We start from the raw sequence: 24,631 nt of genomic DNA, 5'->3' as shown, positions 1-24,631 counted from the left end.
GCGCCAGCTCATCACTAAGCGCAGACATTGTCATCTGTTTATCCATGTTTTTATTATATCATGTCGGGCTGTATCACGCTTACTTTTCTGTGCGGTGTTGCCTTAGATAAAATTGTTTAGGACCCTTTTGACTTTACCAAGCATTTCTGCTACGCTTTTTCTAAAGACAACCACGGTTGGAGTTGATGATGTGGCGATTGGTGAACGAATTCACTTTTTCCGTCTCCTGCGGGGGATGACATAGAAATATCTCGGTATGGCGCTGGGCTTCCCGGAGAAGTCTGCTTGAAGGTTGATGTACGGAAGAGCAAGGACGCCGCCCGGCTGCATGAAATGCGCTGCTTCTGGCAGCAGGCCGCTGCCGTGCTGGAGGCGGGCGAAATCTTCAAAGAGGACTATGACAAGTGGCGCTACCACTACCCGGAGTTTGATGCAGCTCAACATTGGGAAAAGGTTCCGTCAGAAGCACTCAGCAATATGCCGACAAATGTATCGCATTATTCCAAAGGCTAGAATAAAGGTGAAAATGGAATGATTTATGGTGCCATCAATGAAAAGGGCGAGGTATATTATACCGATCTTAAAAAGGTGTTTGACTCTATTGGCAATAGGCAAACACAATACAACTGGTTAATAACTGACTGTGTCTGCTATCCCGATAATCCGAAAACGGATGCTATGTTGAGCAAACAATACTGCTGGATCAGCGGCGAAGATCTTACTAGTCTCGTTCATGCAGAGGATTTTCAGTGGATTTGGGCAGTTTTATGTGGCTTCGATAAGACAGTTGCTCTGTCCGAAATACTGGAATACAGCCTTCCTTATGCGGAAGACTATGAGGGCTTCTGGAAGATACCATTGACCATGCAGCATCCCTTGGCAAAGATTGAGATTGTCCCGTGGGATAGCTCTTCGACTTTGATTTTTAGCCGTAGCAAGGATGTCATTGATGACTTTATGCAGTATCACCCGCAAAGCGAAAACCTGGAAGATTATATTGGCAGGCTTTAAGATAGCCAAAAGAGAGCTAACTGACTAATCAAAATCAGTTAGCTCTCTTTTTATGAATAATGAAAAAATGTTGCCAAATTGTTGCAAGGGCGGCCATTAACCTCTCAAGAACCCAGTCATATCAGGCTTTTCCGGGCCTCTGAAATCATTCCCACTCGGCAAATTCAGATATATGGGAGCGTATTTTAGGTGATTTCACGGGTAAAACATTCGCAAATATGTTAATGTTTTACCTATTATTCGGGGCAACTCGTTTTCTTAGTATCAAAATAGTATCACAGAAATGGAGGAAAAGCAACCTTTTCAGGCCCTACACAGCCCCGAAAACTCCCCTCATTTTGAGGGGAGTTTCTGTCGAAATGGGTCTCAAATTGAGACCCATTTCGACCACCGCCTGGGAGCATAAACGCTCCCAGGCAATAGGGGATTGATTTCCGCCGAGGGCGGAAATCAATCCCACCATGGGACGCAATTCGACAATCGGCCTCCACCCAAAATCAAAGGAGGCGGGCAAGCACCTTTGGGGCTTGCCCGCCTTGATAACCGCAGAGCAAGGCTGGGCGGGGCGGTCAATGGCGGCGCACTTGTGCGCCGTTCATCTCGACCATTGACGGCCCCGACCGGGATTGCTATTCCCTGATATAAAAAGTTTGACTGTTGCCGTTATGCAGAATAAACTCTATATTTTGATATTTGTCAGCACATCTTGATATAGGCTATTCTTAGACAATTCGCCTCCAACTGCAAACGCTTCTCCGGCTTCTGTGTCACCTTGCAAATGGTACATAAACCATGCCGTCATATATCCGTCAATCTGTTTGTATGAGTCGCCATGATCTACATCCTTCTTTCTTGCAATAACTTTGTCTGCTGTTTCAGGTAGCAGGTTGTAATTCTCCTGCAACGACCAGAGTGGGCAAATCCCTTGTACTACTCCGTTTGCATCGTCGGTAACTTGCTCTTTGCTTGTGGCATTACCGGAATCCCAACTGCCTGTTCCCGCTGTTAAGAATGTCGGAATATTTACTTTTGAAATATCGTATTCCCATCCGTCTGCCATAAGCATTGTGTGATAAGATGATGTTGCACTTGCCGCATACACGGCTTTTACCATATATCCGTGTTCCTGGTTGACAACCATGTTGAATACCGCCGGCCCTCCTTGAGAGTGCCCTGCAATACCAATATTGTCCAAGTCAATTTTGTGATAAAAAATACTTTCTTTATTTTCATTTTCAGCGATAAGGAATTTTATAGTTTCTTCCAAGGAAGCACCTGTCCTCGTGTTTTCATCATCGTTCCCGACAGAAATAAAGCCCCATGAAGATAAATGCGTTAAGAACGGCTTATATGTAGATGAGGTACTCCCTGTTCCATTCGCAAATATTACAACGGGGTACTTGTTATCGCTGGTTTCAAGTTCAGAGGGATACCAAACTGCGTATTTTCCGATAGCCTCAACATCTGCGTCATATTCCTGATAGGACACCTCTTTGTTTCCGAGTGCCGTGTAGGTTTGCTCTATTTCTCCTGCAACCTCTGTGTAGTTATAGTAATTTGCTTCTCTGTGCTGTGCGAACAAAATAAACGCAACTACTCCAGCAGCAATCACGGCAATTATGATAAGAATAATTATTAGGAATGCCATCACGATTTTTTTCATTGACTTGCTTTCCTCCAAAAGTATTTTTATTGTTTTGAAAAAATCTGCTCCATCTTTTCAGGACTTTCTTTCATCCCTTGCACGATCCACTCATTCACAATGCCGCAAAGTCCACCAGACATAAAGGCTGTTTGGTATGTGTTCTTGATCTCTCCAGTCTGACTTAGTTTTCCACATCGAATAATATGTTCCATGAGCAAATACGAAAGTCCGGCATGGTAAAGTATGTCGATTTCTTCTTTCATGTTCAAAAAATGACAGAACATTTCTGAAATTACATGGGGGTGGCGGTCTGGGCAAGTTATAAATTCATTCCACCATTCAGAAGTTTTCTGTTCAAGAAATTGAGTGATAATTTCTTGAATACTCTGATAGTTTCGATAAAACGAATTGCGGCTGACGCCAGCTTCCCGAACTATATCGGTCACTGTGATTTCATGGTATGGTTTTCTTTTCATTAGCCGAAATAGGGCTTGCGTGATACATTCGCAGACAAATATATTGGCCGGGTGCGTCCGTTCCATCCACTCACCTCCCAAATCACACACTGCAACAAGTGTACCAGATATACCGCCGGAGTACAATATCCGCAAGCCTCACTGGTACAAAGCACAATGAATTGCTCCATACTTAATCGTGAAAAGGTTGAGTGGCAAAACAGCCTGGGATTGTTTTTTACCGCCCGCCCCGGTCAAGGGAGCGCCGGGGCCGCTTGCGGCCTTTTTCAGCCTGTTCCCTCTGCTTGTCGGCCTCCACAGCCGCCTCCACCTGTTCCGGGCCAAAGACCCGCTTGACCCGTGTATAGTCGGCGGAGATCTGGCGCAGTTTCTTGTTCTCCATCTTCACCTCCATCAAGCGGTCAGACAAGCGGGCGCTGCCCTCCCGCACCCGGTCATACTCTCATGCCCCACCCGGTCAGCGATTGCCAGGGCCGTAAAGCCCATGTCAATCAGCAGGGAGATGTGGCTATGCCGCAGATCGTGTATTCTGATCCGCTTGACCCCGGCCTCTTTCGCTCCCCTGTCCATCTCACGATGGAGGTAGGATTTTGTTACCGTGAAGATACGGTCTGTCGGCTCTACGGCGTACAGGCTCTTGATGTAGTCCTGCATTTCATCACAGAGGAAAGCGGGCATTTGAATGACCCGGTTGCTCTTGGGCGTCTTGGGGTCAGTGATAACATCCCGGCCCTTGATACGCTGGTATGACTTGGAGATAGTGACAGTCTGTTTCTCAAAGTCGAAGTCCGCCGGGGTGAGGGCTAGCAGTTCCCCCTCCCGCACACCGCACCAGTAGAGCATTTCAAAGGCGTAGTAGGAGAGGGGCTTGTCCATCATGGCCTCCGCAAATTTTAGGTACTCCGCCTTTGTCCAGAACAGCATTTCCCGGCTCTTTGGCTTGCCCATGTTCCCCACCTGGGCGGCGGGATTGACTTTCAGATTTCAGATTGTAGTGCCGCACCGCATGATTGAACACGGCGCTTAACTGGTTATGGAGCGTTTTCAGATACACTGGGGAATAGGGCTTGCCGTTCTTGTCCCGGTAATTGAGCATTTCATTCTGCCACGCTATGACCTCTTTGGAGTGAATGTCGCACATCTTCCGCTTGCCGAAGTAGGGCACCAACTTCTTGTAGAGGATATGTTCTTTCGTGCCCCAGGTGTTTTCCTTGATACGGCCCTTCATGTCCGCCATATAGACGGCAACGAAGTTCTCAAAGGTCATTTCCAGATCGGCGGTCTGCTGTTGCAGGAATGTCCGTTCCCACTCCAGCGCCTCCCGTTTGGTGGGAAAGCCCCGTTTCATCTTCTTGACCTTTTTGCCTGTCCAGTCCTCGTAGTAAAAGGACGCATACCATGTGCCTTTCTCCTTGTCTTTGTATGCCGGCATTGTGGTTCCCTCCTTATTGTCTGTCCCGCAGCCCATAGAATTTTTCCTCGAAGTAGCGCCTGCTTACCCGTCCGGGAATGGTGAGAAAGCCTTTTTTCTTCAGCTCCTCGTTCATCTCCCGCACCAGCTTGTAGGCGTAGGGCTTGGAAATGCCCAGCTCCCTGGCGACCTCCTCTGCTCTCACAAACAGCTCCTTTTCCATGGTCAGCACCTCCTTATTTTAGTTTCGCAAATATGTTAATGTCACCATCTTCATTATACATTAACATAAGTGTTAATGTCAAGAATTTATTTCGCATTTTTGTTAAAGATTATCTTGCATCTTTCGCTTTTTTGCGCTATACTATTGGCAAAGGCGGTGGGATATTATGACAGTCGGAGACAAGATAAAGAAAATCCGCACCTTTCGAGGCATGACACAAAAGGAATTGGGGCTTGCTATCGGCTTTGAGGAAAAGGGAGCGGACAACCGGATCGCCCAGTATGAGACGAATTACCGTGTTCCGAAACGGGAACTGCTGGACAAGATGGCCGAGGCGCTGCGGGTAGACCGCCAGAACTTCTACACCATCGCCCCCGGCTCTGCCGAGGACTTCATGCGGACATTCTTCTGGCTGGACGAGGACAGCCCTGGCGCTATCCGCCTGTTCCAACTTGTCCGCAATCCGGGCAGAGCAGGGGCCGCTGATGATACCGCTGTACGGTACAATGATAGCGATGACTGGCCCGCACACCCTCCCGTGGGTATGTACTTCCAGTATGGCCTTGTGGACGAGTTCATGCGGGAATGGCTTTTTCGTCAGCAGGAGTTACACGCCGGGGAGATCACCAGGGAAGAGTATTTTGAATGGAAACTCAACTGGCCCCATACCTGCGACGATGGCCTGGAAAGCGAATATTATATCCCTTGGCGGAAAAATAAATAAGACAAGCAAAAAAACCGCCCTGCTGAATTTGTCGTTCAGCAGGGCGGTTTTGCTTGTCCTTTTGGGATTTTTCTCTTGAGAATACCGGGCGGACACAAATAGTATCAATCCAGTATCAAGAGCAGTATGGACGGGCAAAAAAGCCTGTATTCATGCGGGTTTTCGCCGTTTCGAGCGTCATTCCCACTCGATGGTTGCGGGGGGCTTGGAGGTAATGTCGTATACAATGCGGTTGATACCCTTGACCTCGTTGACAATGCGGGTGGAAACCTTATCCAGCACGTCGTAGGGGATGCGGGCCCAGTCGGCGGTCATGAAGTCGCTGGTAGTCACCGCACGGAGGGCCAGGGTATAATCATAGGTGCGGCCATCGCCCATGACCCCTACGGACCGGGTGTTGGTGAGCACAGCAAAATACTGGTTGATGTTTTTGTCCTCACCGGCGGCGGCGATTTCCTCCCGATAGATGGCGTCGGCCTCCCGAAGGGTATCCGCCTTCTCCTTGGTGATATCTCCGATGATGCGGATGGCAAGGCCCGGGCCTGGGAAGGGCTGGCGACTCACCAGGTACTCGGGCAGGCCCAGCTCCCGGCCCAGCTGACGTACCTCGTCCTTGAACAGCAGCCGCAGGGGCTCGATGATCTCCTTGAAGTCTACATAGTCGGGTAGACCGCCCACGTTGTGGTGGCTTTTAATGACGGCGGCGTCGCCGGCCCCCGACTCGATGACATCGGGGTAGATGGTGCCCTGGACTAGATAGTCCACCCGACCGATCTTCTTGGCCTCCTCCTCGAAGACCCGGATGAACTCCTCGCCGATGATCTTCCGCTTGCGCTCCGGTTCGGCCTCCCCGGCAAGCTTCAGCAGGAAACGGGTCTCAGCGTCCACCCGGACAAAATTGATGTCCCAGCGGGCAAAGGCGGCCTCCACCTCGTCCCCCTCGTTGAGCCGCATGAGGCCGTGGTCCACGAACACGCAGGTGAGCTGCTTGCCCACCGCCTCGGCCAGCAGGGCGGCGGCCACAGAGGAGTCCACGCCGCCGGACAGGGCCAGCAGCACCTTGCCGTCCCCCACTTTCTCCCGAATGGCGGCGATAGCGGTATTCTTATAGTCCCCCATGGTCCAGTCGCCAACGGCGCCGCACACCTCATAGAGGAAGTTGCGGATCATATCCACCCCGTGCTGGGTGTGGTTTACCTCGGGGTGATACTGTACGCCGTAAAACCCCCGGGCCTCGTCGGCGATAGCCACGTTGGGGCATGCGTCGGTATGGGCAGTGAGGGCAAACCCCTCAGGCACCTTGGCCATATAGTCGCCGTGGCTCATCCAGGAGATGCCCTGCTCCGGCAGGCCCTTGAAGAGCTTGCAGGTGGTATCGTAATAGGTCTCGGTCTTACCGTACTCCCGGGCTGTATCCTCCTGGGCGGCGGTGACCTGTCCTCCCAGCGTGTGGGCCATCAGCTGGCAGCCGTAGCAGATTCCCAGCACCGGCACCCCCAGCGAAAAGATGGCGGGGTCCACATGGGGGGCCTTCTCGTCATACACACTGTTGGGGCCGCCGGTGAAGATAAAACCGATGGGTTCCATGGCTTTGAGCTGCTCCAGAGGGGTGGTGTAGGGCTTGACCTCGCAGTACACGCCGCACTCCCGGACCCGCCGGGCAATGAGCTGGTTGTACTGGCCGCCGAAGTCCAGCACGATCACGGTCTGATGGGACATTCAGATTCCTTCTTTCTGTGAAATCTATGGTTCCTTGGGGCAAAGGCAAAATTTTTACAGTTTAGGATATCATATTTCCCCTTAAAACGCAAGATTTTCAACGGAAAAGCCGCCGGACCGAGTGCGGTCCAGCGGCTTTCTGTTCACCCTTTTACTTCCGCGCCGCCCCATTCCACGGTGGTAAAGCCAGTACGGGAGGGGGCGGTAAAGGTCTGGGGAGCAATCTCCACCGGTTTGTCCAGGCCCCGCCAGGCCATGAACACCCGGATCAGAGTATCGGGGGCCGGGTCGATGGTCAGCTCCGCCCCGTCGGTGTAGGCCGTGGTCTGGAAGGAAATTAGGTTATAGGGGTTGTGCTCCATTTTGGGCAGCCAGTAGATGATGAACTCGTCGGCCTCCTTGTCGGTGAGTCCCAGCTGGGCCAGAGCATCCTCCAGAAAGGCGGCGGTATCCTCACCCGCCACGCAGAAACCGTTTGAGAAATCATAGGTCCTGTCGGTGACCCCCTCCCAGAACAGGCAGTAGTACTGCCGCCCGGTGGCGGGGTCGGTGAGGGTGCCGTCGGGGGAGGCGTCCACCATCCAGCCCTCCCCATAGGCGGGATAGGTGGCGGTCAGGTCTCCGTCAAAATCCAACGTGACAGATACCCGGGTCTCCTCCTCCGGATAAAGGTAGATCACAGGTTTGGCAGGAACTGAGGTGGCGTCACGGCCGCACCCTGCCAACAGCAGGGTCAGGGAAATGAGCCACAGGAGCTTTTTCATGGTCTCACCTCAGTTCCCCCCCACTCCACGGCGGTGAAGCCAGTACGGGAGGGGGCGGTAAAGGTCTGGGGAGCAATCTCCACCGGTTTGTCCAGGCCCCGCCAGGCCATGAACACCCGGATGAGGGTGTCAGGGGCAGGATCGATGGTCAGCTCCGCCCCGTCGGTGTAGGCCGTGGTCTGGAAGGAGATCAGATTGTAGGGGTTCCCCTCCATCCTGGGCAGCCAGTAGATGATGAACTCGTCGGCCTCCTTGTCGGTCAGCCCCAGCTGGACCAGAGCAGCCTCCAGGAAGGCGGCGGTATCCTCACCCGCCACGCAGAAGCCGGTGGAGAAATCATAGGTCCGGTCGGTGATCCCCTCCCAGAACAGGCAGTAGTACTGCCGCCCGGTGACGGGATCGGTGAGGGTGCCGTCAGAGGATGCGTCCACCATCCAGCCCTCCCCATAGGCGGGGTAGGTGGTGGTCAGGTCTCCGTCAAAATCCAACGTGACAGATACCCGGGTCTCCTCTTCCGGGTAGAGGTAGATCACCGGCTTTTCTGAGGTTACCTCCAGGCCGCACCCGGCCAGGCCCAGGGCCAACAGGCCGGCCGTCAGGACACAGATTGCCTTTCTGTACATAAAAACTCCTCCTTCCGAATTCTGTTCTGTAGATTCAGACGAAATCGAAAGGAGGAAGTTCCCTATATTTTAAATTTTCGTAATATCAATGGGCCGCAGATCGGAGGATCGGCCCTGGGTCCGGACGGTGAGCATAGCCCGGGCGGTGTCGATGGCGGTGATGCAGGCCACAGAGTGCTCCACGGTGGAACGGCGGATTTTAAAGCCGTCGGTGTCGTGGCGGCGGCCCCGAGTGGGGGTGTTGATGACCAGGTCCACAGTGCCCGAGGCAATCATATCCAGAATGTTGGGGTGGGCTTCGGACACCCGGGCCACCTTGCGAGCGGGGATACCAGCGGCGTTGAGAGCGTCGCAGGTGCCGCTGGTGGCCAGGATCTCAATACCCATGTCATCAAAGCCCTGGGCGATGCCCAGCAGCTCCCCCTTGTCCTCGTCCTTCACAGTGACGATGATGCGCCCGCCCTTCTTGGGGGCCTTCATGTTGGCTCCCTTGAAGGCCTTCAGCAGGGCCTGGGGGAAGGACTCGGCCAGGCCCAGGCACTCACCAGTAGACTTCATCTCGGGGCCAAGGCCGGTATCCACGTCGGTGAGCTTCTCGAAGGAGAACACCGGCATTTTCACGGCATAGTAATCGGCTTCCCTGTAGATACCGGTGCCGTAGCCCAGATCCTTCAGCTTCCCGCCCAGCATGACCTTGGTGGCCAGGTCGATGATGGGCACGCCGGTGACCTTGGAGATATAGGGGATGGTGCGGGAGGAGCGGGGGTTGACCTCGATGACATATACAGTGTCGTCATAGATGACAAACTGGATATTCACCAGTCCCACCACCCCCAGGGCCTTGGACAGGTCGTAGGTGTAGCGATAGATGGTCTCCTTGTGCTTCTCCTCGATGTGGATGGGGGGGTAGACGGAAATGCTGTCGCCGGAGTGGACGCCGGCCCGCTCGATGTGCTCCATGATACCGGGGATGAGTAGATCCTCCCCGTCGAACACGCCGTCCACCTCCACCTCCCGGCCCATGAGATACTTGTCCACCAGAATGGGGTGCTCCTGCTCCACCTGATTGATGATGCGCATGAACTCGATGATGTTGCGGTCGTTATAGGCAATCTCCATGCCCTGTCCACCCAGCACGTAGGAGGGGCGCACCAGCACGGGATAGCCTACCTCATGGGCTGCTTCCAGGGCCTGTTCGGTGGTGAATACCGTCTTGCCAGCGGCCCGGGGGATCTGGCACTGGTTGAGGATCTCGTCGAACCGCTCCCGGTCCTCGGCAGCGTCCACACCGTCGGCAGAGGTGCCCAGAATGGGCACGCCCATGTCGGTGAGGGCCTTGGCCAGCTTGATGGCGGTCTGGCCGCCAAACTGCACCACGGCGCCCCAGGGGCGCTCCAGCTCCACCACGGCCTCCACATCCTCCGGAGTCAGAGGCTCGAAGTACAGCTTGTCGGCCACGTCGAAATCGGTAGACACGGTCTCGGGGTTGTTGTTGATGATGATGGTCTCATAACCCAGGCGCTTGAAGGCCCACACAGAGTGGACCGAGCAGTAGTCAAACTCGATGCCCTGGCCGATGCGGATAGGACCAGAGCCCAGCACCAGCACCTTCTTTTTCTCCGCCCCCGCAGCTTTGCGGTGGGACTCCGGAGCGGCGGCGGCCAGCCAGGGGGCCTCCGGAATGTGGGGGGCCAGTTCCCCGATCTCAGGCAGGCGGAGCTCGTCCAGGGCCTCGTTCTCCTGGTCGTAGGTGGAGTAGTAGTAGGGGGTCTGGGCCTCAAATTCGGCGGCACAGGTGTCCACCATCTTGAAGGCGGGGATGATACCGTAGCTCTCCCGCAGGGCCTTGATCTCTTCCCGCTCCTTGCCGGACAGGGCGGCGATCCAGGCGTCGGAGAAGCCCATCTCCTTGGCCTGCCGCAGGGTATCCGCGTCCAGGTGGCCGTGGTCCAGCTTGTCCTCCATGTCCACGATAGCCTGGAGCCGGTCCAGGAACCACAGGTCGTACTTGGTGATCTTGTTGATCTTTTCGGGGGAGAAGCCCCGGCGGAGAGCCTCCGCTACCACAAAGAGCCGCTGGTCATCGATGTTCACCAGGCGATCCTCGATCTCCTCGGTGTACAGCTCATCCAGGCCGGGCAGGCGCAGGGACTTCACCGGAAGCTCCAGAGAGCGGATAGCCTTCATCAGGGCCCCCTCAAAGGAGTTGCCGATGGCCATGACCTCGCCGGTGGCCTTCATCTGGGTGCCCAGAGTACGGCTGGCGGTGGTGAACTTATCAAAGGGCAGGCGGGGAATCTTGAGTACGCAGTAGTCCAGGGTGGGCTCAAAGCAGGCGGTGGTCTTGCCGGTTACCGCGTTGGGGATCTCGTCCAGAGTGTAGCCCAGGGCGATCTTGGCGGCAACCTTAGCGATGGGGTAGCCGGTGGCCTTGGAGGCCAGGGCGGAGGAGCGGGACACACGGGGGTTGACCTCGATGACAGCGTATTCGAAGGAGTCGGGGTTGAGGGCCAGCTGCACGTTGCACCCGCCCTCGATCTCCAGGGCGGAGATGATGTCCAGGGAGGCCTTCCGTAGCATCTGGAACTCCTTGTTGGCCAGGGTCTGGGTGGGGGCCACCACGATGGAGTCGCCGGTGTGGACGCCCACCGGATCCACGTTCTCCATGGAACAGATCTGGATCACGTTGCCGGCGGAATCCCGCATGACCTCGAACTCGATCTCCTTCCAGCCGGAGATACACCGCTCGATGAGTACCTGACCCACCCGGCTCAGGTGGATGCCCCGATCGGCGATCTCCCGCAGGGAGGGCTCGTCATAGGCAATGCCGCCGCCGGTGCCGCCCAGGGTGTAGGCGGGGCGGACGATGACCGGGTAGCCGATGGACCCGGCAAAGGCCACGGCGTCCTCCACGCTCTCCACCACGTCGGAGGTGACGCAGGGCTGGCCGATGGCCTCCATGGCGTCCTTAAAGCCCTGGCGGTCCTCCGCCTTACGGATGGACTCGGGGCTGGTACCCAGCAGTTTCACGCCGTATTCCGCCAGGATTCCCTGTTCATGGAGGTTCATGGCCAGGTTCAGGCCGGTCTGCCCCCCCAGGGTGGGCAGGATGGAGTCGGGCCGCTCCTTCTGGATGACCTGCTCCACGCTGGCGATGTTCAAAGGCTCGATATACACATGGTCGGCGATATCCTTGTCGGTCATGATGGTGGCGGGGTTGGAGTTGACCAGCACCACCTCCACGCCCTCTTCCTTCAGGGCCCGGCAGGCCTGGGTACCGGCGTAGTCGAACTCGGCGGCCTGGCCGATGACGATGGGACCGGAGCCCAGCACCAGCACCTTCTTGATTTCAGGATTCTTAGGCATTACCGATCCCCTCCCTTCATGCTGTCCACAAAGCGGTCAAAAAGATATTCGGTGTCCATGGGGCCGGGGGAGGCCTCCGGGTGGAACTGGACGGTGAAACAGTTGGGCCGCTTGTACTTCAGTCCTTCCACGCTGCCCTCGTTGACGTTGACGTGGGAGATCTCCGCCACAGCGGGGTCCACGCTTTCGGCGGTGACCACATAGCCGTGGTTCTGGCTGGTGATGAAGGCCCGTCCCGCCGCCAGGTCCTTTACCGGATGGTTGCCCCCACGGTGGCCGAAGCGCATCTTCCGGGTCTGGGCGCCGGTGGCCAGGGCCAGCAGCTGATGACCCAGGCAGACGGCAAAGAGGGGCAGGGGAGAGTCATAGAGCTTCTTCACTTCCTTGATGATCTCCACGTTGTCCGCCGGGTCGCCGGGGCCGTTGGACAGCATGACTCCGTCAAACCCGCCGGACAGGACGGTGTCCGCCGGGGTGTGGGCGGGGTAGACCATGACCTGGCAGCCCCGCTTCTGGAGGCAGCGGATCATGTTCTCCTTCACGCCGTAGTCCATCAGGGCCACCCTCAGCTTCTGCTCCCCAAGGGCGGGGTAGAGCTGGGGCTCCTTACGGGTTACCTTCTCCACGGTGCCTTCCACCCGGTAGGCCCGGATCTTCTCCAGGCATTCCTCCACATGAAAATGCTCCGCGCAGGTGATCATGCCGTTCATGGTCCCCTGACTGCGGAGTATTCTGGTGAGTGCCCGGGTGTCTACGCCCTCGATCCCGGTAATATCATATTGTTTCAGATAGGCGTCCAGCTCACCCTCGCAGCGGAAATTGCTCCCACGGCGGGCCAGATGCCGCACAATAAAAGCCTCCGCCCAGGGACGGGCAGATTCGTTATCCTCATGGTTCACGCCATAATTTCCGATCAGGGGATAGCTCATAACAATTCCCTGGCCGGCGTAGGAGGGATCTGTCAAAATTTCCTGATAGCCGGTCATGGAAGTGTTAAACACCATTTCGCACACCCGGTCGGCAGAGGAGCCGATGCTGATGCCCTCAAACACAGCGCCGCTGGCCAGGATCAAGGTTGCTTTCATCTCCAGTATCACGCCTTTCTTCCTGTGCTATTTAATCGATTGTACTCTAAATCCGCCCGCCCGGCAACTCCCTTTTTTTCTCTTGGGCCAATTTTGGAAATTTGGACAAATCACCGGGGATGGAGGCGGGGCTGGACGTATAATGCGCCCTTCTGCCAAAAAATCGGATTTTGACAAAATGATTTTTTTGCATCTGTTCCGCCGCATAATCGCGACCCGCCGGGCCATACTCACAGTATGTGTCGTTTCGGGAGGTTCGTCCATGGTCATCGCATTTTTCCGCACCATCATCCTCTATCTCTTTATCATCGCCGGGATCCGGCTCATGGGCAAGCGGCAGATCGGGGAGCTGGAGCCCTCCGAGCTGGTGCTTGCCCTGCTCATTGCCGACCTGGCGGCGGTGCCCATGCAGGACTTCGGTATCCCCCTGCTTACCGGGCTGATCCCCATCCTTACCCTGCTCTGCATCACCATGGCGCTGTCGGTGCTCACCATGAAGAGCGTCCGGTTCCGGGCCATCGTATGCGGCCGGCCCAGCATCATCGTCCGGGACGGAAAGCCTGTCCAGGCTGAAATGCGGAAAAATCGATTCACCCTGGATGAGCTGATGGAGGAGCTGCGGATGAAGGGGATCACCGACCTGTCCACCGTAAAATACGCCATTCTGGAGACTAACGGCCAGATTTCCGTCCTTCCCTTTGCCGACCAGCAGCCTCCTACCGCCCAGGATATGGGGATGACGCCCGGAGAGCCGGGCCTGCCGATTGTGGTCATCAACGACGGGCGGATCATGAGCCGGGCCCTCCATCATCGGGGGCTGGATCTGAACTGGCTGGAAAAGCAGTTGCGGCAAAATCACGTCAAAAGACCTCAGGACGTATTCCTGTTGACGGTGGACGAGGAAAACAAGGTTTGTCTTATTGAAAAGGAGGCGATCCGGTGAAGCGATTGTGGATCGCCTTGGTTATCCTGGGTGTTATCCTGGGTCTTACCTTGCTTCATACTCGCACCCTCCAGTCCTTCACCGATGGTCTTGCCGGGCAGCTGGAGCAGGCTCAGGAACTGGCCCGGGAGGATGCCTGGCCCAAGGCCGCGGAGCTTACCCGGTCCGCTCTGGAACGCTGGCGATCCCAGGATGTGCGCCTTCATGTGCTCCTCCGCCACGCTGATACCGATTCCATCTACGCTGGCTTTCAGGAGGTGCTTGCCCTGCTGGACAGCAGGGAATATGGAGAGTACGCCGCCGCCAATGCCCGGCTTATTTGCCAGCTGGAACTGCTCAGCGAGGCGGAACAGCTTACTTTAAAGAATATACTATAAGATGGTATCAAACCCAGGCCGCAGCGGAAATGAACTGCACCCCACATGTTAGGCAGTATGGCATACTGAATAACAAATGGGGTGCAGTTCGGTTTACGTCAAAATATCAAATGATGATTTCATCCAATATTCCGTTTACGGGCAGAAAGTAACAGCTGTTTACGCAGCGGAAGCATATACCGGGAACAAAAGGCGTGTTTATAGCATCCTGCGTGCGGTCAGCCATGTTCCCGATGAAAAAGCCGGCGGAAGAAGCCGGGGCGTTTCTCCGGGAGCGGCGGGGCGCTGGCGGTCTGAAGGGCCTCCTGGAGGGCCCTGTCCATCAGCGTGGCCTGGGCGTTGAGGGAGGGCGCGCCGTCGGCACGGTTCACGGGGGAGTAACTGCCGTCCGGGTTCATTTCCCTGGCCTTTACGTTGTCGTCCTGGAAGCAGGTGATATAGCTCCAGATCTGGCGGCGCACCTGGGGGTCCAGCACCGGACAAGCAATCTCCACCCGCCGTTCGGTGTTGCGGGTCATAAGATCCGCCGAGCCGATGTACAGCCGGGCGTCCTCCCCTGTACCAAAGGCGTAGATGCGGGGATGCTCCAGGTAGCGGCCCACGATAGAGAACACCCGGATATGGTCGGTGAGCCCGGGCACTCCAGGTCGTAGGCAGCAGATACCCCGCACGTTCAGGGTCACCGGCACTCCAGCCTGGCTGGCCTGGGCCAGCTTGTCGATGAGCTCCCGGTCGGTGACTGAGTTGACCTTGAAGAAAATGCTGGCGGGCTTGCCTTGCCGGGCCTTTTCGATTTCACTATCAATGAGGTTCAGTACCTTGTTTTTCAGGCCGTAGGGGGCCACCAGCAGCTGCTGATACTCCCCGTGAAGATTGGAGGTGGACATGTTCTGGAAGAAGGCCGCTCCGTCAGCTCCGATGGCGGGACTGGCGGTCATCAGGCAGAAGTCGGTATACAGCTTGGCGGTTTTTTCATTGTAGTTTCCGGTGCCGATCTGGGTGATGTACTGGATACGGCCCCGTTCCTGCCGGGTGATGAGGCAGATCTTGGAATGCACCTTAAAGTAGTCAAAGCCATAGAGGATGGTACACCCCGCCTCCTCCAGCCGCTGGGCCCAGGCGATGTTGTTCTGCTCGTCAAACCGGGCCCTCAGCTCCATCAGCACCGTCACGTCCTTGCCGTTCTCGGCGGCGGCGGCCAGGTACTCCACCAGCTTGGCGGTGGAGGCCAGACGGTAGATGGTGATCTTGATGGAGAGCACCGCCGGATCGTTGGCGGCCTCCCGCACCAGCTGGAGAAAGGGCTCCATGGTGTGGTAGGGGTAGAATAACAGGGCATCCTGGCGGAGGATCTGAGGAATGAGCTTTTCCCCCTTCACCAGCCCGGCGGGCCACTGGGGGGTGTAGGGGGGATAGCACAGGGCGGTGGCGCTCTCCTGGGGCAATTTGCTCTCCAGAGAATAGACATAGTTCATAATGAGGGGGCTCTTGCACCGAAATACCTGTTCGTTGGTGAGGTTCAGGCGCTGGCACAGATACTGCTGCAACTCCGCCGAGGCCTCTCCCTGGATCTCCAGCCGCACGGGAGCCAGCCGGGCCCGCTTTTTCAGAACCTTCTGCATGTGGGCCCGGAAATCCTCGCCTACATCGTAGTCCTCATCTTCAGGGCTAATGTCGGCATTACGGGTGACGGTGATGACGCACTTTTCCTCCACCTGGTACTGCTCAAACAGCTTGTCGGCATAGGTCAGCACCACCTGTTCGGTAAGCAGGTACCGCAGCCCCCGCTCCTCCAGCTGGAGATAGGGAGGCAGGGCCTTGGGGATGGGCACCAGGCCGAAGCACCGGTTGCTCCCCAGCTTCAGGGTGAGGGCGATGGTCAGGCTGTTGGAGGGCAGGTGGGGGAAGGGGTGGTGGCTGTCCACTACCATGGGGGAGAGGACAGGCGTCACATAGTCCCGAAACCATCGTTCCACCTGCTTGCGCTCCTTGCCGTCCAGCTCGCTGGGGGACAGGTTGCAGATATTGCAGGTGCGCAGACGCTTCTCCAGTTGAGAGACGATCTTGTCCTTCTGCTTGTACAGTCCGGGCACCACCTTGAAAATGGCCTGAAGCTGCTGATTGGGGGTGAGGCCGCTTTTACTGTCCACATGGGTCTGCTTGGACAGGGTCATATCGGAGATGGAGCCCACCCGGATCATGAAGAACTCGTCCAGGTTGCTGGTAAAAATGGCGGCAAATTTCAGCCGTTCGAACAGGGGGACGCTCTCGTCCTGGGCCTCCTCCAGCACCCGCTCGTTGAAGCGGAGCCAGGATAGTTCACGTTCCTGGGTATATCTGGTATCTATCTCTTTAGACATATTGGTTTCCTCCTATGACCCGGCGGAGCAGGTAGCCCTCCCGCACGCCGCAGGCGCTCACCGACACGGTTTCCACCTGATAGGCGTTCAGAATTCCGGTGAGGATGGTAAGGCCAGGCAGAATGGTGTGTACCCGGTCAGGTACAGATTTTAGAATCTGCCGCAGGGTATCCTGATCTCCCTTTTTCAGGTCCTTGTACAGCTGGTGGATCTCACCGGCGGGGATGAGCCGATTGTCCGGGTCGGCGCCGGACAGATCGTTGCACAGCTTGGCGGCCGCCCGGAAGGTGCCTCCCACTCCGGTCAGGTGGGGGCAGACCGTGCCGGCGGCCCGGGCTTTGTCCAGTTCCTCCCGGACCTGACCTTTGATGGTCTTCCGTTCCTCCTTGGTGGGGAAGAGGCCGGATACATGTTTGGTGAACAGAGACAGGGAGCCCATAGGCAGGGAGCAGCCCCAGGTGATCCCTCCGTCCTGATAGGCTACCAGCTCGGTGGAGCCGCCGCCCACGTCAGCCAGCAGACCGCTGTCCGGGGCTCCGCCTCCCACGGTGGCTCCCAGAAAGGAGAAGGCGGCCTCGTCCGCCCCAGAGAGCACCTCCACACCCAGACCGGTCACTGCCTGAATGGTGTCCACGGCCTCCTCGGTGTTGACGATGTTGCGCAGGGAGGCAGTGCCGAACACATACAGCCGGTCAATGGAGAAGTTGGCCAGCAGAGCCTTGAACCCGGACAACACCCGGCAGGCCACCAGGATCCCGCTGTCGGACAGCACCCCGTTTTTGATATAGCCCGCCAGGCCGGCCATCTCCTTTTTATTCATCAGAAGCTTGAAATTCCGGCCTTCCCACTGGTAAATGGACAGACGGATGGTATTGGAGCCGACGTCCACGATTCCGCACTGATTCATAAGCGCATCCCCTCTTTCCTCTCTAGTTTACGACATGGCGGAGGTATTATCAATGGAATTTACAGAAGATTTACGTAGCTCATCCACCGCCTGCCCGGCGGCGATGACGGCGATGCCGTCCCCCAGGGTAGTGAAGAAGGCGGCCATCAGGTTCATCTCCTCCGGGGAACGGCCCCGGGTGAGCTGAACGGCGGCCAGAGCCGCCACGGCCAGCATGGTCTCGCCGGTGGAGCCCGATGGGGTGTTCATGGTCTCAACTCCCTTCCCTCCAGTGTATGGTGGAAGAAAATCCGGGTTGACGGGGGGACGACCCCCGGCTAAAATGTAAAGATGAGATGAAAGGAGGGGACGCCATGAATATGCCTCTCGTATTGATGTATGGCCTGGATAGCCCCAAGGGGGCCAAGATCCGCCGGATGTGCCTGCCTTTGGGGGTACGGACCCGGCTGGTGACCCGGGAGGAGTACGGCCTGACCCTGGGCGAGCTGGCGGAGGGCAAGGCTCCCGAAACTCCCTGGCAGGGGGAGGCCTTTGAGGAAGAGATGCTGGTGCTGGTCAATTTTCCCGGGCCCCTGCTGGATAAATTCCTCCAGGGCTTCCGCCGGAACAAGATCCCGCCGGTGGGCCTGAAGGCGGTGCTCACCCCCACCAACCGAAGCTGGGACTCCGCCGCCCTTCATACCGAGCTGTGCCGGGAACGGCAGGCCATCCGGGCGGGCCAGGCGGCCCATTCCGGGAATCAGGAGTAAGGGGGAGCGCACTGTGCATAACGAACTGACCAAAAAGGATATCCAGATGATGCGGCAGGAGCTGGACCACCGGCGGATCCACCTGCGTCCTCAGCTGTTGGAGGCGGTGAAGGAGGCCCGGGCCTTCGGAGATCTCAGCGAGAACTTTGAGTACAAGGCGGCCAAGCAGGAGAAAAACCGAAACGAGAGTCGCATCCGCTATCTGGAGAACATGATCCGCACCGCCAGGGTGCTGCCTGACCAGCCCAAGGGAGAAGGGGTGGCCCTTTACGACAAGGTCACCGTTTTTCTGGAGGATGAGGAGGATACCGAGACCTACCAGGTGGTGACCACCATGCGGCAGGACGCCCTCCACGGCCGCATCAGCAAGGAATCCCCCATGGGGAAGGCCCTGCTGGGCCGGAAGGTGGGGGAGACCTTTCACATCCAGGTCAACGACAGCTACGGCTACGACGCCAGGGTGCTGTCCATCGAGAAGGGGGAGGACGACGGCTCCGCCCCCCTCACCGGATTCTGACAGAAAAATGCCGCCCTGTCCTCGGACGGGGCGGCATCCTTTTGTGCTCAGGCGTCGGTCCTGGTAAAGGAATCCAGCAGCAGCCGGGCGCCGTGGCGGAGGTACTCCTCCCGGGAGATGCCCAGACTGCTCTGGATATAGGGCTCCCGGAGCTCGGCGGTGTGGATGATGCCGGAGAAGGCGGACCAGAACAGCATCACGGTCTCGGCGGGGGGCAGGTGGGTACGGACCGCGCCGGCGTCCACGCCCCGCATGAGGAATCCGGTCAGCTCCTGTTCGATCTCGTCGTTGACCCGTCGGATATCGGCGATGCCCTTCTGGAGGGCGTCATTTTGCTGCGAAAGGGGGATGGAGCCGGTGGCGGCGTCATAGGCGGTGGGGTTTTCGTCATAAAAGCGAACGATGGCTTGACAAACAGCGTCGTAGGCCTGGAACCAGTCGCTCTGGCTCTCGATGGCCTCGTGGAGCTTCCGCTTCAGCAGCACCATACCGCTGAGAAGGATGGCGTTGATGATCTCCTCCTTGCTCTGAAAGTAGACATACAAAGTGGCCTTGCTGTATTCTGCCTCCCGGGCGATGTCGTCCATGGTGGTCTTTTCGGTTCCCTTTTCCGCGAAAAGCCGTTCGGCCGCGGCCAGGATCGAGCCCCGGTGGAACTCCGTCAGCGCCTGTTTTTTGCTCATCGTACTTCCAACCTTTCCATACCCAATGATTTCTATACTAGAAGTTTAGAAAATGATATCATTATTTTGGTATAATTGCAAGGGGTTTCTATGATTTTCAGACATATTCATATTTTTTTGAACATCAAAATAAAATTTTTCTTTATTTATCCATTTTTTTGCGCCCGACAAAAAAGCCCTTGCAAATCTGTATCCTACATGCTATAATACCAAAGTCAGCCGACGCAGGTATAGTTCAGTGGTAGAACGTCAGCTTCCCAAGCTGAATATGAGGGTTCGATTCCCTTTACCTGCTCCAAAACGAAGAAAGGACATCCGAAAGGATGTCCTTTTATTTTGGTTTCGCCGCCCAGAGGGGAGCTCCGCCCTTCGGGATTTCAATGTTCAGGGCAAATAAATTGCGTTTGGGCCGAGGTTTTGCCTCCGGCGAAATGTCCCGTGGCACAAGCATGCTGCCGGTCCCTGGCAGAAGGGACTTGTCATGGCAGAGGACGTATGGTAAAATAAAAACGAAATAATCAAATTGTCTTTATCGAGGAGGGAGCGGCTTGCCCAAGGTAGCCTATTCCGAGGCAGACCGGGAGCGGATCCGGGGAGAGCTGGTGTCCACCGGATTGGAGCTGATGGCCCGCCAGGGGATCCAGCACACTACTGTGGAGCAGATTTATAAGGCGGTGGGCATTTCCCGCACCTTTTTTTACTCCTTTTTTCCCACCAAGGAGGATCTGGTGGTGGAGAGTCTATACCTCCAGCAGCCCCGGGTCCTGGCCTATGCCAAAAGGCTCATGGAGGATCCAGGCCTGAGCTGGCGGGAAGGCGTCAGAAAATTCCTGCTGTCCTGCTGCTACGGTGAGCGCAACGGTATTGCCGTGCTTACGATCCAGGAGCAGCAAAGCATCTTTCGCCGCCTGTCCCCTGAGAGCTACCGACTCTTTCGGGAGAAGCAGATCAGGCTCTTTGGGGGCATCCTGGATTGTTTTGGGGTGGAGCCCTTGCCGGAGCGGGTCGCTTTGTTCAGTAATCTGAGCCTGTCGGCCATGGTTATCTGTCGGGCCATTCCCCAGACTCTGCCATTGATGGTTCCTGAGGCGGCGGAGGAGACGGTGTCGGTTTTGGTGGACGCCATCGTGGACCGCCTGGAGCTGCTGAAAGGCTGAATTTGGAACGCCCGTCTGAATGCTGTCGCTGGTTCCCGTTCAGGCGGGCTTTTTTACAGGCAAAATAAAGACAAATATTTAAAATCATTTTTATTGTGGACGAGCCGGGACCGGACCCGGCTGCCAAATAGAGCCTACAACGAAATAGGAGGAGCATCGTATGGGACTGTTCAGTAAGCTGTTCAAAGGGCCTGAGATCGACCAGGCCAAGAGCGACGCCAATGCTAAAAAGATGCGCGCCCTGTTTGACCAGGTAGTGGAGAACGGGGCAAACTACCGGTTGATTTTCGGCTATACTGAGGATGTGGCACGGTTCAACTACGGTTTTGTTCACGGCAGCAAGACCAAGATCGGCAACCTGATCGTGGGGTGGAACGAGGCCAGCCAGACCATTGTGGTGGTGCCTACTGTTCCCGACCTGTCGGGCTGCGGAGACCCCACCTACTATCGCCGGGCTGAGATTTTGAAGGCCTATCGGAACAAATACCCCACCGACGCGTTTATCATCTATCCCGACAAGCGAAGCTACATCGGCATCAACGCTTATGACTGGCTGGAGGACGAGAGCCTCTATGTCTACGTGTCCCAGGAGGCGGAATTGGCCGCTTTTACGGAGTTCTTCCTCAATTGCTTTACCAAGAAGTGAGGTGAGCTATGCCTCTGGAAAAGATACTGGCCTGTCTGCTGGTGCTGGTGGTGATCGTGGCTGTGGGCAACCTTTGGTTCCACCTGGTGGAGTCTCTGCTGGAAAAGGTGAAGGGTCTGTTCACAAGAGGGAAGTCCCCGGTCTCCTGGCACACTCTGCCTCCGGAAGAGTCCGGTGGGGAGGATAGGTCCGAGCGGGATTGAGCCGTCAGGATATATCGCAGTGTGAGCGCTCTGCAAGAAGTATCTGCCATTTTGAAAAAACGGTCGCCTCCAGGCGGCCGTTTTTTCGTGGGGAGGTCCGTATCTGATTCCCTCAGGTTGGCGGATTATCTCTGACCGGGTATGTCCCGGGAAAAGGGCCCGATCTGGCGGCCCCGGATGAAGGGGAAGAAAAAGTCCGCCATCTCCTTAGGGGTGGTGGGATCCTTTTTCAGCAACCATTCGATGGCGGTGTTGAACAGGGCCCCGATATACATGTAGAGCTGATATTTCTGGATAGAAGAGGAGGGCATAGTGCCCTCTACGCTCTCGTGGAAGCGGTTCAGCTCCTCCAGCAGCACCGAAACAAAGCCAGAGTGGTACAGATCCAGAATATATCCGCTGAAAGCCCGGAAATACTGAAAACTGAGCAGAACTGTATCATAGGAATAAAAGCCGTCGGGGCCGAAGGTGATCTTGCCCCGGAAATCCTCCAGAACATCCCGGATTAAGGTGACCAGCACGTCCTCCTTGGAGCAGTAGTTGCGGTAGAAGGAGGCCCGGGCCACACCGGCTCCGTCCACCAGCTCGGTTACGGTGATCTCTGACAGACTCTTTTTCTGCATCAGGGCAAACAGGGTGTTGGTGATATCCCGCTTTACCCGGAGATTGGCTTCCTTCCGCTTGTCCATAGGAACTCCTTTCTCTCAGACGTGAGACATAAGCCGTAAAATTGTCTCAGTGTCGGGAATTGATGTGTCAGCGGCAATATGATACACTTGTCTCGTATTGTAGCATGATTTTTGGGACTGTCAATGGGGGCACGCTGGGGCCCCCGTCGCGCATGGTCTTGGAAAGGTGGCTGTCAGAGGATGAAAGTGGCGATCGCGACGGATACGAACAGCGGTATGATGGGGCAAGTGGCGGCGGAGAAGGGGATCTATGTTCTGCCTATGCCTGTGACTGTGGAGGACAAGACCTTTCTGGAAGGGAGTGACATCACCCATGCCCAGCTCTATCAGGCCATGAGGCTGCACAAGCGGATCAGCTCCTCCCAGCCCGCGCCTGGTCAGTTGGTGGAGTTTTGGGACAGCATTCTGGAGGAGGGCTATGATCAGGTGGTCTATATTCCCATGTCCAGTGGATTGAGCAATTCCTGCTCCACCGCCATCCAGTTCGCCCAGGCCTATGGGGGAAGGATCCAGGTGGTGGACAATCACCGCATCTCGGTCACCCAGGCCACCTCTGTACTCAGCGCCAAAAGACTGGCGGAGCAGGGCTGCGGCGCCGAGGAGATTAAGGCTTGCCTGGAGGCCATGGCCTATGACGCCAGCATCTATATCGCGGTGGATTCGATGGAATATCTAAAAAAGGGGGGGCGGATCACGCCGGCCGCCGCCGCCTTTGCCTCGGTGCTCAATCTCAAGCCGGTACTCACCATCCAGGGGGACAAACTGGATATCCATGCCAAGGTTCGGGGGATGCGGCAGGCGGAACGGAACATGATTGAGGCGGTAAAGCGGGACCGTCAGACTCGTTTTGGCGATACCCCCGATGAGTGTCTGCTGGTGGGTACCGCCGGCACCTTTGAGACTCCGGAGATGGCGGAGCGGTGGCGGCAGCTGGTCCAGGCGGAATTCCCTACATTTTCCGTGGCCTATTTTCAGCTGCCGTGCAGTATTGCCAGCCATGTGGGGATCAACGCCGCGGGCACAGGCATCGTGAAGTGGGAAGCCGCCTGACCGATCCAGCCTCCGGCGGGATAAAAAATTTTCCAATGTACTGTGCAAAAGACCCGGTGATATGGTATACTGCAAACAGAAGATCGTAGCATATGACGGGCCCTCCCTGGGCCCTGGGGAGGATTTTGCATGGAAGAGAGACTGTTCAGCAATGCCAATATTCTGTCCTGGCTGCAATATTTTGCCCAGAACATGGAGATCGACCTGGAAAAGGTCAAAATTTTGGACATCACCCGGAAGAACAAGAACCTGATCCCCATGGTGGAATCCCACCGGGCAGTGCTGGTGTTCACCGAGGCGGGCCACGCCGATATCTTCTACCGCATGTGGGACGCCGGTCTGGGGGAGTGCGAGGTATGGTACAATGAGGGTTCCGACCCCTCTGGCCCTATTCTCCACAAGCCCCTGAAGGACATGATCAACCGGGGCATCAACGCATCGGCGGGGATGCTCATCCTCAACCCCAACGCCCGCTCCACCTATAAGATCGGTATGGATAACTCCAGTTTCTCCCGGGGGTCTATCCACTATGTAGGCAGCGAGATCCGCTCGGTGATCCTCAACAAGATGCACGCCGACCTGACCGACAACCTGTGCGTTATCAGCGGGGCCTCCATCGCTGTAGAGTCCGCCATCATCGCAAGCGAGGGCACCGTCATCGCCGTGGAGTACAGCGGGGCCGATCGCCGCACCATGGAGGAAAATGCCAATCAGTTTGGCCTGAACAACATTACCATCATCGACCATGTGGACGACGAGACCATGAAGGGGCTGCCGGTGCCCAGCCTGACTATGCTGGTGGCCTCCGCCAGTATGGAGCAGGAGCTGCAGTGTCTGCTCCGCCTGAACCCCCACATGGAATTTGTGATCTATACCCTGGATTTCCGCTGTGCCGCCTCCATCCCTGACTTGTTTGAGTCCCTGGGGATCAAGGAGACAGAGGTGATCCAGATCGCCGTGTCCAAGCTGTCCGGGAAAAACACCTTCAACCAGGAGCCAGCCCCCTGGATCATTACAGGCCGGGCTTGACAGTTCGGTTGGTTTGGAGTATGATATTTAATAATCTATCGTTTTAATGTGCGAAAGACAGTGAAGGAGACAGTAGGGCCAGACGGGAGATCCCAGAGAGCCGGCGGCAGGTGGAAGGCCGGCATCCGTACGTCCTGTCCGAAGATCACTCCGGAGTTCCAGCCCGAACCGGCGTATGCCCCAGTAGGTCCTGGCGGCCCTCCCCGTTACCGGAGGAGCGTATGTTGGTACGCAGGTATTGGGTGGTACAGCGATGTGCTTATATGGCGCTCGT

General features: G+C 56.5%; 26 protein-coding genes, 1 tRNA gene and 1 pseudogene. 13 read left to right on the top strand and 15 right to left on the bottom strand.

The window, feature by feature from the left end; genetic code table 11:
- The first annotated feature begins 285 nt into the window (after positions 1-285).
- Both H6B51_RS11255 and H6B51_RS11250 read left to right on the top strand, forming a co-directional pair.
- On the top strand, positions 286-513 hold the full coding sequence (locus H6B51_RS11255) for a hypothetical protein (protein ID WP_418055070.1): 228 nt from the start codon (positions 286-288) through the stop codon (positions 511-513).
- A gap of 18 nt (positions 514-531) precedes the next feature.
- On the top strand, positions 532-1,011 hold the full coding sequence (locus H6B51_RS11250; protein WP_204883781.1) for a hypothetical protein: 480 nt from the start codon (positions 532-534) through the stop codon (positions 1,009-1,011).
- Positions 1,012-1,690: 679 nt separating this feature from the next.
- Here the strand turns inward: H6B51_RS11250 and H6B51_RS11245 are convergent.
- The 5 genes and pseudogenes from H6B51_RS11245 to H6B51_RS11225 all read right to left on the bottom strand — a co-directional run bounded on the left by H6B51_RS11245 (position 1,691) and on the right by H6B51_RS11225 (position 4,766).
- Positions 1,691-2,674 carry an alpha/beta hydrolase gene (locus H6B51_RS11245; protein WP_204883780.1) on the bottom strand — a complete coding sequence of 328 codons (984 nt, stop codon included), beginning with the start codon at positions 2,672-2,674 and terminating at the stop codon, positions 1,691-1,693.
- 26 nt (positions 2,675-2,700) lie between these two features.
- Positions 2,701-3,198: a TetR/AcrR family transcriptional regulator gene (locus H6B51_RS11240; protein WP_204883779.1), complete on the bottom strand. Its 498-nt coding sequence runs from the start codon at positions 3,196-3,198 to the stop codon at positions 2,701-2,703.
- Positions 3,199-3,349: 151 nt separating this feature from the next.
- On the bottom strand, positions 3,350-3,514 hold the full coding sequence (locus tag H6B51_RS11235; RefSeq protein WP_204883778.1) for a hypothetical protein: 165 nt from the start codon (positions 3,512-3,514) through the stop codon (positions 3,350-3,352).
- A 53-nt stretch (positions 3,515-3,567) separates the two neighbouring features.
- Positions 3,568-4,564, bottom strand: a pseudogene (locus H6B51_RS11230) (tyrosine-type recombinase/integrase); the annotation flags it as partial.
- A 13-nt stretch (positions 4,565-4,577) separates the two neighbouring features.
- Positions 4,578-4,766 (bottom strand): helix-turn-helix domain-containing protein, encoded by a 189-nt coding sequence (locus H6B51_RS11225; RefSeq protein WP_004010379.1) that lies wholly within the window; start codon positions 4,764-4,766, stop codon positions 4,578-4,580.
- A gap of 166 nt (positions 4,767-4,932) precedes the next feature.
- On the opposite strand from H6B51_RS11225, the gene H6B51_RS11220 reads away from it, so the two are divergent.
- Entirely contained in the window at positions 4,933-5,490 is a 558-nt protein-coding gene (locus tag H6B51_RS11220) for a helix-turn-helix domain-containing protein (protein WP_004010378.1), read from the top strand.
- Between the two features lie 177 nt (positions 5,491-5,667).
- Here the strand turns inward: H6B51_RS11220 and guaA are convergent, their stop codons facing one another.
- The 5 genes from guaA to H6B51_RS11195 all read right to left on the bottom strand — a co-directional run bounded on the left by guaA (position 5,668) and on the right by H6B51_RS11195 (position 13,047).
- Entirely contained in the window at positions 5,668-7,209 is a 1,542-nt protein-coding gene (gene guaA / locus H6B51_RS11215; protein ID WP_204883777.1) for a glutamine-hydrolyzing GMP synthase, read from the bottom strand.
- A gap of 143 nt (positions 7,210-7,352) precedes the next feature.
- On the bottom strand, positions 7,353-7,973 hold the full coding sequence (locus tag H6B51_RS11210) for a hypothetical protein (RefSeq protein WP_204883776.1): 621 nt from the start codon (positions 7,971-7,973) through the stop codon (positions 7,353-7,355).
- Positions 7,970-8,596, bottom strand: a complete 627-nt coding sequence (locus H6B51_RS17800; protein ID WP_243421264.1) for a hypothetical protein — start codon at positions 8,594-8,596, stop codon at positions 7,970-7,972. Before H6B51_RS17800 ends, H6B51_RS11210 begins: the two co-directional genes overlap by 4 nt.
- 69 nt (positions 8,597-8,665) lie before the next feature.
- Positions 8,666-11,962: a carbamoyl-phosphate synthase large subunit gene (gene carB, locus H6B51_RS11200; RefSeq protein WP_204883775.1), complete on the bottom strand. Its 3,297-nt coding sequence runs from the start codon at positions 11,960-11,962 to the stop codon at positions 8,666-8,668.
- On the bottom strand, positions 11,962-13,047 hold the full coding sequence (locus H6B51_RS11195) for a carbamoyl phosphate synthase small subunit (RefSeq protein WP_204883774.1): 1,086 nt from the start codon (positions 13,045-13,047) through the stop codon (positions 11,962-11,964). Before H6B51_RS11195 ends, carB begins: the two co-directional genes overlap by 1 nt.
- Before the next feature lie 262 nt (positions 13,048-13,309).
- On the opposite strand from H6B51_RS11195, the gene H6B51_RS11190 reads away from it, so the two are divergent.
- Both H6B51_RS11190 and H6B51_RS11185 read left to right on the top strand, forming a co-directional pair.
- Entirely contained in the window at positions 13,310-13,990 is a 681-nt protein-coding gene (locus H6B51_RS11190) for a YetF domain-containing protein (RefSeq protein WP_204883773.1), read from the top strand.
- Positions 13,987-14,367 carry a DUF4363 family protein gene (locus H6B51_RS11185; protein WP_204883772.1) on the top strand — a complete coding sequence of 127 codons (381 nt, stop codon included), beginning with the start codon at positions 13,987-13,989 and terminating at the stop codon, positions 14,365-14,367. The genes H6B51_RS11190 and H6B51_RS11185 overlap by 4 nt, the downstream gene beginning before the upstream one ends.
- Positions 14,368-14,585: 218 nt before the next feature.
- On the opposite strand, the gene ppk1 is transcribed toward H6B51_RS11185, so the two are convergent.
- Genes ppk1 through H6B51_RS11170 form a run of 3 tightly spaced genes read right to left on the bottom strand, consistent with a single transcriptional unit; the run spans position 14,586 to position 17,883 of the window.
- The gene (gene ppk1 / locus H6B51_RS11180) at positions 14,586-16,727 is read right to left on the bottom strand and encodes a polyphosphate kinase 1 (RefSeq protein WP_204883771.1); all 2,142 of its coding nucleotides are present in this window, start codon (positions 16,725-16,727) and stop codon (positions 14,586-14,588) included.
- Positions 16,720-17,634 (bottom strand): Ppx/GppA phosphatase family protein, encoded by a 915-nt coding sequence (locus tag H6B51_RS11175; RefSeq protein ID WP_204883770.1) that lies wholly within the window; start codon positions 17,632-17,634, stop codon positions 16,720-16,722. Before H6B51_RS11175 ends, ppk1 begins: the two co-directional genes overlap by 8 nt.
- Positions 17,635-17,661: 27 nt before the next feature.
- A complete protein-coding gene (locus tag H6B51_RS11170) occupies positions 17,662-17,883 on the bottom strand; it encodes a hypothetical protein (RefSeq protein ID WP_204883769.1) in 222 nt (73 codons plus the stop codon).
- A gap of 104 nt (positions 17,884-17,987) precedes the next feature.
- Between H6B51_RS11170 and H6B51_RS11165 the strand changes: the two genes are divergently transcribed.
- Positions 17,988-18,383 (top strand): DUF3783 domain-containing protein, encoded by a 396-nt coding sequence (locus H6B51_RS11165; protein ID WP_204883768.1) that lies wholly within the window; start codon positions 17,988-17,990, stop codon positions 18,381-18,383.
- 13 nt (positions 18,384-18,396) lie between these two features.
- Positions 18,397-18,900 (top strand): GreA/GreB family elongation factor, encoded by a 504-nt coding sequence (locus H6B51_RS11160; protein WP_204883767.1) that lies wholly within the window; start codon positions 18,397-18,399, stop codon positions 18,898-18,900.
- A 47-nt stretch (positions 18,901-18,947) separates the two neighbouring features.
- Here the strand turns inward: H6B51_RS11160 and H6B51_RS11155 are convergent, their stop codons facing one another.
- Positions 18,948-19,583, bottom strand: coding sequence for a TetR/AcrR family transcriptional regulator (locus H6B51_RS11155; RefSeq protein WP_204883766.1), 636 nt, complete (start codon positions 19,581-19,583; stop codon positions 18,948-18,950).
- Positions 19,584-19,807: 224 nt separating this feature from the next.
- On the opposite strand from H6B51_RS11155, the gene H6B51_RS11150 reads away from it, so the two are divergent.
- From H6B51_RS11150 to H6B51_RS11135, 4 genes are all read left to right on the top strand, one after another.
- Positions 19,808-19,881: transfer RNA gene (locus H6B51_RS11150), tRNA-Gly, on the top strand.
- 250 nt (positions 19,882-20,131) lie between these two features.
- Positions 20,132-20,740, top strand: coding sequence for a TetR/AcrR family transcriptional regulator (locus H6B51_RS11145; protein ID WP_204883765.1), 609 nt, complete (start codon positions 20,132-20,134; stop codon positions 20,738-20,740).
- A gap of 160 nt (positions 20,741-20,900) precedes the next feature.
- Entirely contained in the window at positions 20,901-21,386 is a 486-nt protein-coding gene (locus H6B51_RS11140; protein WP_204883764.1) for a hypothetical protein, read from the top strand.
- A gap of 8 nt (positions 21,387-21,394) precedes the next feature.
- Entirely contained in the window at positions 21,395-21,589 is a 195-nt protein-coding gene (locus H6B51_RS11135; RefSeq protein WP_204883763.1) for a hypothetical protein, read from the top strand.
- 125 nt (positions 21,590-21,714) lie between these two features.
- On the opposite strand, the gene H6B51_RS11130 is transcribed toward H6B51_RS11135, so the two are convergent.
- The gene (locus tag H6B51_RS11130) at positions 21,715-22,278 is read right to left on the bottom strand and encodes a TetR/AcrR family transcriptional regulator (protein ID WP_204883762.1); all 564 of its coding nucleotides are present in this window, start codon (positions 22,276-22,278) and stop codon (positions 21,715-21,717) included.
- 180 nt (positions 22,279-22,458) lie between these two features.
- Here H6B51_RS11130 and H6B51_RS11125 point away from each other — a divergent pair, with 180 nt between their 5' ends.
- Together H6B51_RS11125 and H6B51_RS11120 are read left to right on the top strand one after the other, a co-directional pair.
- Positions 22,459-23,328 (top strand): DegV family protein, encoded by an 870-nt coding sequence (locus H6B51_RS11125; RefSeq protein ID WP_204883761.1) that lies wholly within the window; start codon positions 22,459-22,461, stop codon positions 23,326-23,328.
- A gap of 129 nt (positions 23,329-23,457) precedes the next feature.
- Positions 23,458-24,357 (top strand): precorrin-6B methylase, encoded by a 900-nt coding sequence (locus H6B51_RS11120; protein WP_204883760.1) that lies wholly within the window; start codon positions 23,458-23,460, stop codon positions 24,355-24,357.
- Positions 24,358-24,631: the final 274 nt, after the last annotated feature.

Origin of the sequence: Pseudoflavonifractor phocaeensis, from assembly GCF_016901955.1 — a bacterium.
In the GTDB taxonomy this organism is placed as follows: Bacteria; Bacillota; Clostridia; order Oscillospirales; family Oscillospiraceae; genus Flavonifractor; species Flavonifractor phocaeensis_A.
Note: the sequence above shows the minus strand (reverse complement) of the source record. Positions and strands in the feature narration are given on the sequence as shown.